Source organism: Endozoicomonas sp. GU-1 (assembly GCF_027366395.1).
Classification (GTDB): Bacteria; Pseudomonadota; Gammaproteobacteria; order Pseudomonadales; family Endozoicomonadaceae; genus Endozoicomonas.
Map to the genome: position 1 here is coordinate 2,562,972 of NZ_CP114771.1, position 12,564 is coordinate 2,575,535.

The 12,564-nt window shown below is 50.9% G+C and carries 10 protein-coding genes; 9 read left to right on the top strand and 1 reads right to left on the bottom strand.

What is annotated here, in order from left to right; genetic code table 11:
* Positions 1-25 precede the first annotated feature (25 nt).
* On the bottom strand, positions 26-742 hold the full coding sequence (locus O3276_RS10575) for a winged helix-turn-helix domain-containing protein (protein ID WP_269675589.1): 717 nt from the start codon (positions 740-742) through the stop codon (positions 26-28).
* 818 nt (positions 743-1,560) lie between these two features.
* Here O3276_RS10575 and nrdA point away from each other — a divergent pair.
* From nrdA to O3276_RS10620, 9 genes are all read left to right on the top strand, one after another.
* Positions 1,561-3,831 (top strand): class 1a ribonucleoside-diphosphate reductase subunit alpha, encoded by a 2,271-nt coding sequence (gene nrdA, locus O3276_RS10580; protein WP_269675590.1) that lies wholly within the window; start codon positions 1,561-1,563, stop codon positions 3,829-3,831.
* A 139-nt stretch (positions 3,832-3,970) separates the two neighbouring features.
* The gene (nrdB, locus tag O3276_RS10585; protein WP_269675591.1) at positions 3,971-5,101 is read left to right on the top strand and encodes a class Ia ribonucleoside-diphosphate reductase subunit beta; all 1,131 of its coding nucleotides are present in this window, start codon (positions 3,971-3,973) and stop codon (positions 5,099-5,101) included.
* 90 nt (positions 5,102-5,191) lie between these two features.
* Positions 5,192-5,476 (top strand): class I ribonucleotide reductase maintenance protein YfaE, encoded by a 285-nt coding sequence (yfaE, locus tag O3276_RS10590; RefSeq protein WP_269675592.1) that lies wholly within the window; start codon positions 5,192-5,194, stop codon positions 5,474-5,476.
* 130 nt (positions 5,477-5,606) lie between these two features.
* Positions 5,607-6,764 (top strand): hypothetical protein, encoded by a 1,158-nt coding sequence (locus O3276_RS10595; protein ID WP_269675593.1) that lies wholly within the window; start codon positions 5,607-5,609, stop codon positions 6,762-6,764.
* 361 nt (positions 6,765-7,125) lie between these two features.
* Positions 7,126-8,058 (top strand): aspartate carbamoyltransferase, encoded by a 933-nt coding sequence (gene pyrB, locus O3276_RS10600; protein WP_269675594.1) that lies wholly within the window; start codon positions 7,126-7,128, stop codon positions 8,056-8,058.
* 10 nt (positions 8,059-8,068) lie between these two features.
* A complete protein-coding gene (pyrI, locus tag O3276_RS10605) occupies positions 8,069-8,527 on the top strand; it encodes an aspartate carbamoyltransferase regulatory subunit (RefSeq protein WP_269675595.1) in 459 nt (152 codons plus the stop codon).
* 210 nt (positions 8,528-8,737) lie between these two features.
* Positions 8,738-8,998 (top strand): hypothetical protein, encoded by a 261-nt coding sequence (locus O3276_RS10610; protein ID WP_269675596.1) that lies wholly within the window; start codon positions 8,738-8,740, stop codon positions 8,996-8,998.
* Between the two features lie 340 nt (positions 8,999-9,338).
* Positions 9,339-10,745 (top strand): ATP-dependent RNA helicase RhlB, encoded by a 1,407-nt coding sequence (gene rhlB / locus O3276_RS10615; RefSeq protein ID WP_269675597.1) that lies wholly within the window; start codon positions 9,339-9,341, stop codon positions 10,743-10,745.
* Between the two features lie 271 nt (positions 10,746-11,016).
* Positions 11,017-12,420: a PhoH family protein gene (locus O3276_RS10620; protein WP_269675598.1), complete on the top strand. Its 1,404-nt coding sequence runs from the start codon at positions 11,017-11,019 to the stop codon at positions 12,418-12,420.
* The last annotated feature ends 144 nt before the right edge of the window (positions 12,421-12,564 follow it).

Consider the following 12,564-nt stretch of genomic DNA (forward strand, 5'->3'; position numbering starts at 1 on the left):
GCTATGCCAGCAACTTACTCATTTGTCACATGCTCTTCACAAAAAGATACCCTTTACTGCGCACCGTCTTGATCAGACGAGGGTGCATCGGGTCGTCGCCAATTTTGGGGCGAATACGTGAAACCCTGACATCGATGGAACGGTCCTGACCGTCGTATTCAATCCCGCGCAACTGGGCAAAGATCTCTTCCCGGCTCAACACCCGGCCAGCATTTGAACAGAGCAGCCAGAGCAGATCAAATTCAGCACTGGTGAGGTCGACGCTCTGGTCATCCAGCCAGGCCTCACGCATGGAGTTATCAACCACCAGCGCGCCAAAGCGAAGGCTGTTCTGCACTGTCGGCTCGTCTTCTACCGGTGCCGTGCCCCTTCTCAGCAGGGCTCTTATACGGGCAAGCAATACTCTTGGACGGACCGGTTTGGCAACATAATCATCCGCGCCCATTTCCAGCCCCAGCACTTCATCAAGGTCATCGGTGCGGGCGGTCAGCATCAGTATCTGACCATGGTACTGGCCTCGCACCCGGCGACAGATGGACACCCCATCTTCCCCCGGCAGCATCAGATCCAGTACCACCAGATCGGGGCGCTCACTCAAAATACGTTCAACGGCCTTACCACCATCACCTTCCACCGACACCTGAAGGCCATTATTTTCAAGATACTCACGGGTCAGGGTTGCCAGACGCTCATCATCCTCAACAATCAGGATGCGACCCGTTTCTGCATTATCCAAAGCCATTGTTTTACACCCCGGGGGTTTAAGAGACGAAATATTGAAAGCGGCAAAAAACCGGCACTTCACTGGCAATCTAATGGTTTATGGGGCGTAGATGTTACACTACCGACAATCGAACGTCCTCCCCGGAACCGGAGCAGGCCCAAACATTTCTGAATCAGGCTCCTACTCCTAGAGTATTCATGATTTTTTTCTCCGAAGCGGACTCAGAATATTTTTTTATTTTGACAAAATCCCATCTTGAGCTTGCAAATTTCTCGTTCTGTCTGAAAAAGTTACCCGGGAGTTAGTGGGCACCAACACCGGAAGAAATCCACATCTTATCCACAGCACGCCCCCGGTTTTATCGGCTTGAATTTCTCCCGACTGCGCATTATCTTGTGTAGATAAACGGCCGCTACACTATATATGGTACCCCTCGCTGCTGAGTAACACATTGCCACCTGAGCAACCCGGCATACCGGAAATGCCTCAGGCAACAGTCCAGCCAAACAGCGGATTTACTGTTGGCAGCAGCACATGACGGAAGAGCGGACGGTAATCAGGGAAGAATGCTTATACAGATTGTCAGCTGCGCGGCCTCGCGGTTCCGCCGCTACAGCCTGTCTCGCAGAGGCGGGGATCTGACTCATCAGGTATATCCCGGACAGACTCATAGTCTCACAGCCACCGCAGTGTACAGTGGCTGGCGATAAGACAGTGATGAACAGCACGCGCAGCAATACTGTCTGCAGGCCTGGCCGGGCCATGAAGCGTGCTGCAAGGTCATTGATAGCCGCGCTTGATCAAGCGTGTTCATTGAATACACAGGTAAGGGCTGAATGAATAAAAATATCCTGGTCACCAAGCGTGACGGAGATAAGGAACAACTGGATCTTGAGAAGATCCATAAAGTGATTACCTGGGCAGCCGAGGGCCTGGACAACGTCTCCGTTTCTGAAGTTGAACTTAAGTCTCACATACAGTTCTACGATGGCATCAAGACCACGGATATCCATGAAACACTGATCAAATCCGCTGCCGACCTGATTTCGGCCCAGGCTCCGGACTATCAGTATCTGGCTGCCCGCCTGGCCATCTTCCACCTGCGGAAAAAGGCCTACGGCCAGTTTGAACCGCCCGGGCTGTATCGCCATGTGGTCAAACTGGTGGAGATGAAGAAGTATGACCAGCACCTCCTGACGGACTACAGTGAGGCTGAATTTGATCAGATGGAACGCTTTATTGATCACAGCCGGGATATGAACTTCAGCTATGCGGCGGTCAAACAACTTGAGGGCAAATACCTGGTGCAGAACCGGGTAACCGGCGAATACTACGAGAGCCCCCAGATTCTGTACATGCTCATTGGTGCCTGCCTGTTTGCACAATACCCGAAAGAGACTCGCCTGGATTTCATTGAGCGTTTCTACCATGCGGTGTCCACCTTCAGACTCTCTCTGCCCACCCCGATCATGTCCGGGGTACGTACACCTACCCGTCAGTTCAGCTCTTGCGTGCTGATTGAATGCGGGGACTCACTGGACTCCATCAATGCCACGTCCAGCGCTATTGTTAAATACGTCAGCCAGCGGGCGGGGATTGGTATCAACGCCGGTAATATTCGCGCCCTGGGCAGCCCGATCCGCGGGGGAGAAGCCTTCCATACCGGCTGTATCCCTTTTTACAAGCACTTCCAGACGGCCGTAAAATCGTGCTCTCAAGGTGGCGTTCGCGGTGGCGCAGCGACCCTCTTCTACCCGATCTGGCACCTGGAAGTTGAAAACCTGCTGGTTCTGAAAAACAACCGGGGGGTCGATGATAACCGCGTTCGCCACCTGGACTATGGCGTGCAGTTTAACAAGCTGATGTACCAGCGCCTGATCGAAGGCGGTAATATCACCCTCTTTTCACCCAGCGATGTGCCGGGACTGTATGATGCGTTCTTTGCTGACCAGGAAGCGTTTGACAGGCTCTACAAGCAATATGAGCAGGACAGCAGCATCCGCAAGACCACGCTGAAGGCGATTGAACTCTTTTCACTGTTTGCCTCCGAGCGGGCCAGTACCGGGCGGATCTACCTGCAAAATGTCGATCACTGCAATACCCACAGCCCATTTGATCCGGCAGTGGCCCCGGTTCGCCAGAGTAACCTGTGCCTGGAAATTGCCCTGCCCACCAAACCCCTGGATCATATCCATGACGAAGAGGGCGAGATTGCCCTGTGCACCCTGGCCGCGTTCAACCTGGGCACCCTGAAGGATCTGGCAGAACTGGAAGAGTTGTCGGAACTGATTGTGCGTGCCCTCGACAGCCTGCTGGACTACCAGGACTACCCGGTTGCTGCTGCTTACAACTCAACCATGGGACGGCGTCCCCTGGGTGTCGGGGTGATTAACTTCGCCAACTACCTGGCCAAAAACCATGTCCGGTATTCAGATGGCTCCGCCAATGGCCTGACCCACCGCACCTTTGAGGCCATTCAATACTACCTGTTGAAAGCATCAAACAAGCTGGCCAGAGAGAAAGGCACCTGCTCCAAATTCCATGAGACCACGTATGCCAAAGGTATCTTACCTATCGATACCTACAAACGTGACCTTGATACGGTTTGTGAAGAGTCCCTGCACCTTGACTGGGAAAGCTTGCGTGAGGAGATCAAGTCGTTCGGCCTGCGCAACTCAACACTGACCGCCCTGATGCCATCCGAGACATCATCCCAGATCAGTAACGCCACCAACGGTGTTGAGCCACCCCGGGGCTTTGTCAGCGTCAAGGCCAGCAAAGATGGCATTCTCAAGCAGGTTGTTCCTGATTTCGTCGAGCTTAAGGATCGTTATGAACTGCTCTGGAACATCCCGAACAACGATGGCTACCTTCAGCTGGTTGCCATCATGCAGAAGTTTATCGACCAGACGATCTCAGCCAACACCAACTATGATCCCGGTCTCTTTGAAGGCGGCAAAGTTCCAATGAAGCTGCTGCTGAAAGACCTGCTGACCGCTTACAAACTGGGTGTAAAAACACTGTATTACCACAATACCCGTGATGGTGCCGCTGACGCTCAGAGTGACATGGATGATGACTGCGCAGGGGGAGCCTGCAAAATCTGATGAACATCCCTTGTCAGAACTATTGATCAATAGCGAACACCAATCCTGTCTATAGCGCAAATGCTTATAGATAAACAACGCGGTTCGCTTAGGCCAGCAAACCATACGCGGAAACCACTGAATTGGGGCAAATCGAACAATGACATACACCACATTTAACCGGGAACACTTCAATGCTACTCAGGAGCCCATGTTCTTTGGCCGTAATGTCAATGTATCCCGTTATGATGTCCAGAAGTACCCGATCTTTGAGAAGCTGATTGAGAAGCAGCTCTCCTTTTTCTGGCGCCCTGAGGAGGTGGACCTCTCAACCGATCGCCGTGACTTTGCTGCGCTTCCCGATCATGAAAGGCACATCTTTCTCAGCAACCTGAAATACCAGACCCTTCTGGACTCGGTGCAGGGACGCTCACCAAACGTTGCCCTGCTGCCCATTGTTTCCCTGCCGGAACTGGAAACCTGGATCGAAACCTGGGCCTTCAGTGAAACCATCCACTCCCGTTCCTATACCCATATTATCCGCAATATCGTCACCGAACCGGCCCGTATCTTTGACGATATCGTGACCAATGAAGCGATTACCAAACGCGCCAGGGACATCACCCGCTACTATGACGCCCTGATCGAAGGTGTCAGCCTTTACCATCAGCTGGGTGAAGGTAAACACACCGTTAACGGCGAAGAAATCAACATCAGCATTACCGACCTGAAGCACAGGCTCTACCTGACCGTGGTGTCTGTGAACGTATTGGAAGCGATCCGTTTTTACGTCAGTTTTGCCTGTAGCTTTGCCTTTGCCGAGCGCTCCACAATGGAAGGCAACGCCAAAATCATCAAATTGATCGCCCGCGATGAAGCCCTTCACCTGACCGGCACCCAGCACATCCTGCAACTGCTGGCCGATGGCAAAGATGACCCGGAAATGGCGGTGATTGCCCGTGAGCTGAAAGACCAGGCCAGACAGATTTTTATCGACGCGGCAGAACAGGAAAAAGACTGGGCAGACTACCTGTTCCGTGATGGCTCCATGATTGGCCTGAACCGGGACATTCTTGGCCAGTACGTTGAATACATCACCAACCAGCGGATGGTTGCCGTCGGCTTTGAACCGGCGTTTGCCATCAAACAGAACCCTCTGCCCTGGATGAACAGCTGGCTGAACAGTGACAACGTTCAGGTTGCGCCTCAGGAGGTGGAGGTCAGCTCCTACCTGGTTGGTCAAATAGACAGCGAAGTGCAGTCCGAAGATTTCAGTAACTTTTCGTTATAAGTCCTGCATTAAAAACAGTGTAAGCAGTTCCGATACCCAACGTCCCATAGCCAGGCCTGTTTCAGGCCTGGCTGATACAGGCGAAACACCATGGCTCATATTGTTAAGATTCTTGAAGGATTCAGCTTTATTCCCCGCAAAGAGCTGACGCTTCTGGAAGCCCTTGAGCAGGAAAACGTCGACATGGAGTATCAATGCCGTGAGGGGTTTTGTGGCAGCTGCCAGGTCACCCTTGTTGATGGTGAAGTCACCTATACCACCGACCCCATCGCCTTTATTCCGGAAGGAAAAATACTGACCTGCTGCTGCCAGCTGAACAGTGACGTCACCATTGAAATCCCGGGCGGGTGCAAAATGAAGAAACACGACTTGTAAGCCTGTTATTCCACCCTCATCAGCGGATCAGGCGCTTTGATTAATCCTCCACACCTTTAAATTTGAACGTTAGCCTCTTTTTCTGGTCATAGTTATTAACCTCTGGTTTTATATTGGTCAGGAAAGCCCCATGCACCCTAACTCTATACGCCTAATCATTGCAGTCCCCTTACTGCTGAGCATTCTCAGTTGGTTCGCTATTGCTGACGCCACGCCACAGGCGTCTGGCATCACCGCTGAATGGACTGCGCCGCCACCCACCAATTCCGGCATGGAGCCTGAACAAACGCCCGAATCCAACGAAAATGATCAACAGCAAACCGTTCAAAAAAGAACCGTAGATTACCGGGCCAGCACTGAACTGCTATTAGAGCGTTACCCCTATGCCTTGATGAGCTATTTTTCCGAAATGGACGCAATCCTGACCTCCGATGATCCGGAAAAACAGATATTTGCTATTTTCAGGCTCTCTTACCTGGGCTCCAGACATTTTCTATTCCTGGCGGACCCGGAAGCCATCCCTGAGCAATGGCAACCCCATTTTACCAGCACCGCCGAGGAGAAACGAAAATCTGGCCAGACCCGCCACCAGATAGTCGGCCAGGTCACTATCCCGGACTCGAACATCAAGGTCAGGGTATTTAAACTGACTGAAGATCCTTCATCCAACGCCCAGACCAAGAGCAAGATCGTTCTGGCCCTGGCCGGTGAAAAGTCCGATGAGGCTGTCCAATGCCTGGTTACCCAATCAAAACCCGCTCACCCCGGCAGCTCTCCCTGCTCTCTTGCGGTAAAACAGCTGCAGGATATCAGCGATCTCGCTGATTCCCTGAAAGACATGTATCCGAACCATTCGGTGGAGATAACCGGTTACTCCTTCAGCGGCGCTATTGCCCAGGCCGCCATGTCAATATCCGAGACCATTGAGCAAGCCTACATTTTCAACAGCTACGGTATTCACCCAAGCTGGTTGGCAGGTATGCCCGACAGCCGATTGGCCAGAATTCATCACTCCTATGTTGAAGGCAGCTTTCTTCATGGACAAGACTATAACCCGCTCAGCCGATACTCCCGATGGAAACTGTCGCCGAACAAGGTAGCGGTTGCCGGGATGAAGATTCCTTCCAGCGGGCTTGAACCCAACATACGACATATCTACCAGCTGAACCATCATGACAGCTGGCTGGACACCTTTTATAACTTTGTCACCAGCATCTGGATCTTACACTCCAAAGAGTCGGTTCTAAGGGCATTTGAGGCAAATTTAAAGCTTGATCTCCCCTGGTAATTCTTCAGACAAGAGCATGAGCAGGGCTGGCCAGTTTCTGGTCAGGCCGCCGCCCCTGACCAGAACGCTGAAATCCCTTGACCAACGACAGTTGAAGTGTAAAATGCCAGACAATTTGTCAACCGGACTGCTTTTACCCAACAAAGAAGCTGACTGATTGACCAAAAATAGTTAACCTGAACGACACTCACCCGGGATAAGGTTTCGATGACACTGCACATGAACCGTCAGTCAATCAAAAGAACAAGCAGAATCCTTATTACTGGTGCTAACCACTTTATCTGTATTGCAAAATAAAGCCCCTTGATCCAGGGGCTTTTTTTTGACTTGAAAATGACCAAAGGCGACAGGTATTACCCCCATGGGAAACAGGTTCTTTAACAGGAACATTATCTCCATAGCCGACCTTACCCGGGAAGATATGGAACAGATTCTTGCAGTGGCAGCTGAACTCAAACACACGCAACGTCCCGGTCTATTGCAGGGCAAAGTGATTGCCAGCTGTTTTTTTGAGGCATCCACCCGCACACGCCTCTCGTTTGAAACAGCCGTTCAGAGGTTAGGCGGCACCCTGATTGGTTTTGCCGACGGTGGCAACACCTCTGCCAAAAAAGGGGAAACCCTCGCGGACTCCATCAAAATCATCAGCTCCTATACCGATGCGGTGGTAATGCGCCACCCTCAGGAAGGTGCTGCCCGGCTGGCCTCGGAATTCTCCAGTGTCCCCATTATCAATGGCGGCGACGGTTCCAACCAGCACCCAACCCAAACCCTGCTGGATCTGTTTAGTATTCGCGAGTGCCAGGGTCGACTGGATAACCTGACAGTCACCTTTGTCGGTGACCTGAAATATGGCCGGACGGTGCACTCCCTGGCTCAGGCCCTGACCCACTTTAACGCAGAATTTAATTTTATTGCCCCGGATGCACTGGCAATGCCGGGCTACCTCCTGCAGGAACTGGATGAAAAAGGCATCCGTTGGCGTCGGGCGGAAAGCATCGAAGAAGTGGTTGCCGATACAGATATCATCTACATGACCCGGGTTCAGAAAGAGCGATTTGATGAAACCGAGTATAAGCACATCGCCTCAAACTATGTACTGACCAATGAAACCCTGAAACAGGCACCTGCACACCTGAAAGTACTGCACCCGCTGCCAAGGGTTGATGAGATAGCCGTTGAAGTCGATCAAACCCCCCACGCCTATTACTTTGAACAGGCCCGAAACGGGGTATTTGCCCGTCAGGCCCTGCTGGCCCTGATTCTCAATGAATCCTTTGATGACAAGATGTGAGGAGTGATCGATGAGTAACAAACTTCAGGTTGAAGCCATCTGCCAGGGCACTGTCATCGACCATATTCCGGCAGGACAGGGGGTAAAAATCCTCGACCGTCTGCATCTGCTGAACAGTGAAGCACGCATTACCGTGGGCTTTAATTTGCCCAGTAAAGCCCTGGGCTTCAAAGATATTATAAAAGTCGAGGGACGGATGTTTACCGAACAGGAGGCCAACGAACTGGCACTGTTCGCACCCAGCGCAACCATCAACGTGATTGATGATTACCGGGTGGTGGATAAGTTCACCATGGCCATTCCGAAAACACTGAGAGCCGCGTTCGCCTGCCCCAACTCTAACTGCATTACGCATAATGAACCAGTGGCGAGCTATTTCTACCTGCGTCAGAAAAGTCATGATATCCAGTTGAAGTGCCACTATTGCGAAAAATCCTTCAGCAAGGAAATTGTGGCAGAGCTGAGATAACGGCAAGAGGGCGTTCAGCACCCAGTAAAGAGCGCCCTCTATTTCTAGCCTGATCAAACAACTGATTGAAATAAAAAATAAAATCCTTCCTTTCCCACCAATGTCTAACTTCCAGACACGGCATCTCTGCCTATTATTTAATTTTCAGCCAGATGGTGGGTAACAACGATGAGTTCTTGTCCAATATCTAATTTTATCGGTAATCGCTGCATGCCAGACCCTGTAAGAGCGGAGTCTGTTGGAGAAAAAAACCAGAAATTTGCTGAAGAAGCCAGCTTTTTCACCGCCTTGTTCAAAAATCTCACGGTACGACCAGTGCCTGATCCTGGCTTGATGATGGTTCTTAACAAGCAGTGGCTGGAAAGGAAAAAAAGGAAAGTGTCCAAGAAAGGCAAGTCTGAACAATTGTGGCTGGGCAAGCGTGCGGATGATGAGCCATCTGGCGAGTGGGGAAAATTCGAGGACGATTGACCAGACCGTGTTAACCACAATGCATCCCATTTAGCCGTCGCCGGATTTGCCTGGTGGAAAGACACTATATCCATGATTCGCGCGAATCCGTACAGTTCGTTTGATTTGTCCATTAAATCGGCGCGATAATACGCCATGTCATTTACCGTGAAGATCCTCTCAAGGTTGCTCTCACGCTATACCGTACCCACTCCCACCGTGGGCATGGTATTAACCAGCTAACTTCTTCCTCGCCCATCTCTGCGACGATCAGGATAAAGATTGTATCCTTATAGCTGGCTCACCCGGCTGCCAATTGGTAAAGCCATTGTTCAGGACTGAAAGGAACGAGATTAAGGCATTGAGTGGTTTTCTAGGATTTTTTAAGAAAAGCAGCGCGAGTAAAGACGCTTCCCCTGAAAAAGGGAAGAAAGCGCTTTCCGGCAGCAAAAAACAGGCTGCGCATTCCAGAAACAACGTCAAATCATCAAAGCGTCCGAAGCGGACAAGCAGCAGAAAGTCAGACCGTCCTGCCCGGGCTCAGGAAAGCTGGAGTATTGATCAGTTCCAGGTAGCGCCTGACCCTGAAAAGACCCGCTTTCATGATTTTGCCCTGCCCGACGAACTGATGCATGCGATTGCTGACCAGGGCTTCAAGTACTGCACACCAATTCAGGCAGAGGTGCTGGGCAGCACTCTGGCGGGTCGGGATGCGATCGGCAAGGCGCAGACAGGAACCGGTAAAACGGCAGCATTTCTGATCAGCACGATCAAGCAGCTGATTGACACCCCGGCACCGGATACCCGCTACCTGGGCGAGCCACGCGCGGTCATTATCGCCCCCACACGGGAGCTGGCATTGCAGATCGGTAAGGACGCTGAAGCCCTGACCCAATACCTGCCGCTGCACGTTGTCACCGTGGTGGGTGGTATGGATTATGAGAAACAGCGTAAACGTATCGGCGAAAATTATGTGGATATTCTCGTTGCCACGCCCGGGCGTCTGCTGGACTACTGTGAGCGTAAAGACCTGTTTCTGGACCTGGTTGAAGTCATGGTGATCGACGAAGCGGACCGCATGCTGGACATGGGCTTTATCCCGCAGGTACGGCGTATTATCCGCATGACGCCAAGACCTGGAGACCGTCAGACGCTGCTGTTCTCGGCGACATTCACAGATGATGTATTAAGGCTTGGAGAACAGTGGACCTGGAACCCGGTAAAGGTTGAGATTGAGCCTGACAGTGTGGCCACCGACACGGTGGAACAAAAGGTTTACATTCTCTCATCGGAGCAGAAGTTTCCCCTGCTGGTAAACCTGATTAACCATCACCAGCTGGAAAAAGTCATTGTTTTCACCAACCGCAGGGACCAGACCCGCAAGCTGACCGAACAGCTACAAAAGGTTGGGATCAGGGCAGACCAAATCTCCGGCGAAATTCCCCAGAACAAGCGCCTCAGAACTCTGGAAGATTTCCGCTCCGGAAAAATTTCAGTACTGGTGGCTACCGATGTTGCTGGCCGCGGCATCCACATTGACGGAATCAGCCATGTGATCAACTACAACCTGCCTGAAGACCCTGATGACTACGTCCACAGGATTGGCAGAACCGGGAGAGCGGGGGCGAGCGGAACCAGCATTAGCTTTGCCTGTGAAGATGATTCGTTTCTGATTCCGGATCTTGAAGCACTGCTGGGGGATAAACTGAAGAAGGACTACCCACCGGAACAGCTTCTTGTTGATCCCCGAAACACTAAGCACCGATAAGCTAACAGAGCAGGCGAATACTAACGATTCGCCTGCTGACATGGGAGAGAACAGTAAGAATTAAAAGAAATATCAATCAAAAAAACAGTAAAATTTTTATAAAAAAATACGATATATCTTTTCAAGCATAAGAGTAAAACACATCAATTTAAACCCTTTAGGAGGAGAAAAATTTTTTTTTTATTCTTCATCGAAATTTAGCCTTGCCGGATTAAATTTTTTCGATAAGAATCAAATATGAGTAACCCAAAAACAGACAAGGGAGCTGCCTATGGGACATGCCCTGGAAACCAGGCCAGAAAACTCACCCATCACAACCACCTACATACTGGACAGTAACGTCCTGATTCACGATCCTAACTCTATCCTCAACTTTGAAGAACATCAGGTAATCATTCCCATCACCGTTCTGGAAGAACTGGACAAACTCAAGAACGGCAAACAAACCATAGCCGCCGACTGTCGTCAGGCCATACGACTGATTGATAATATTCTGGGTACTGCAACCCCTGCGGAGATAGAGCAGGGAGTCCCTATCCAGAGAAGCCACAGCAAGGAAACATCCGGCACACTCTCCATTATGATGAGTCATGCCGACGATAAAATCACCACACTCCCCAGCAGTAACAACGACAACCAGATAATTAACGACATCTGTCAGTATCAGAAAGCCCATCCGGACCGGCAGTTCATACTGGTCACCAAAGACATAAATATGCGCCTCAAAGCCAGGGGCTGCGGTATTCTTACCGAAGACTATCACAGTGACCAGCTGGTCAGTGATATTGGCTTACTGACCAAAGGTTATATCCACTATGAAGGCAACTTCTGGGACCGGGTCAATGAAGTAAAAACAGTACAGCTTGATGGTAAAACCATTCACACCCTGGATAAAAGTGAGTTTGCCGAAGAGTTGTATCTCAACAAGTTCCTTTTAGACGACCAGGGGTTTGTAGCAAAAGTCATTGACCTATCGGACGATCAGGTAAGTCTTCAACACTACAGCAGAGAAAGCCTGATGCATCAGGAAGCCTGGGGGTTGAGACCCTTGAACATCAACCAGGCCATGGCCCTGAATCTGCTGCTTGACCCAGATGTGCATCTGGTGAATCTCAATGGTGCCGCCGGTTCTGGCAAGACCATTCTGGCCCTGGCAGCTGCCATTGAAATGACCATTGCCACAAAACAATACCGGAGAATTATTGCCACCCGTTCCACCCGGGGACTAGATGAAGACATTGGCTTCCTGCCAGGTACCGAGGCTGAAAAAATGGAACCCTGGCTGGGCGCTATAACCGACAACCTGGAAGCACTGCACAATGATGACGAATCCACCAACAGCAGTGTGGAGTACATACTCGACCGGGTACCGCTGCATTTCAAATCCCTGAACTACATCCGTGGCAGGAGTTTCCAGCAGAGTCTGATCATCATTGATGAATGTCAGAATCTGACTCCCCACCAGATCAAAACCATCATCACCCGCGCCGGTGTCGGCAGTAAAGTGATCTGCCTTGGCAACCTGGCCCAGATCGACACCCCTTATCTGGCCGCCACCAGCTCCGGCTTAACCTATATGACTGAGCGCCTGAAGCATTTCCCCCATGGAGGTTCAATGCAGCTTCAGGGCGTACCAAGGTCACCACTGGCAGCGTATGCTGAAACCCATCTTTGATTCATTCATTGCCATCACTACAAAGCCCTGGAACTTAACAGCCGGGGCTTTCTATATTTTTGAGTAAGGACGAAGTAAAGGAACTTTAGAACCTCCATAGCAATCAAATAGTTCACAAACTGTGCAAACCAATAGATTGGTAAG

What these genes read in the sequence shown, in the direction of transcription:
- yfaE (WP_269675592.1), top strand. Translation starts at nt 5,192, where the DNA reads ATGGCTCATATTGTTAAGATTCTTGAAGGATTCAGCTTTATTCCCCGC.
- O3276_RS10620 (WP_269675598.1), top strand. Translation starts at nt 11,017, where the DNA reads ATGGGACATGCCCTGGAAACCAGGCCAGAAAACTCACCCATCACAACC.
- O3276_RS10595 (WP_269675593.1), top strand. Translation starts at nt 5,607, where the DNA reads ATGCACCCTAACTCTATACGCCTAATCATTGCAGTCCCCTTACTGCTG.
- pyrB (WP_269675594.1), top strand. Translation starts at nt 7,126, where the DNA reads ATGGGAAACAGGTTCTTTAACAGGAACATTATCTCCATAGCCGACCTT.
- O3276_RS10575 (WP_269675589.1), bottom strand. Translation starts at nt 742, where the DNA reads ATGGCTTTGGATAATGCAGAAACGGGTCGCATCCTGATTGTTGAGGAT.
- nrdA (WP_269675590.1), top strand. Translation starts at nt 1,561, where the DNA reads ATGAATAAAAATATCCTGGTCACCAAGCGTGACGGAGATAAGGAACAA.
- pyrI (WP_269675595.1), top strand. Translation starts at nt 8,069, where the DNA reads ATGAGTAACAAACTTCAGGTTGAAGCCATCTGCCAGGGCACTGTCATC.
- O3276_RS10610 (WP_269675596.1), top strand. Translation starts at nt 8,738, where the DNA reads ATGCCAGACCCTGTAAGAGCGGAGTCTGTTGGAGAAAAAAACCAGAAA.
- nrdB (WP_269675591.1), top strand. Translation starts at nt 3,971, where the DNA reads ATGACATACACCACATTTAACCGGGAACACTTCAATGCTACTCAGGAG.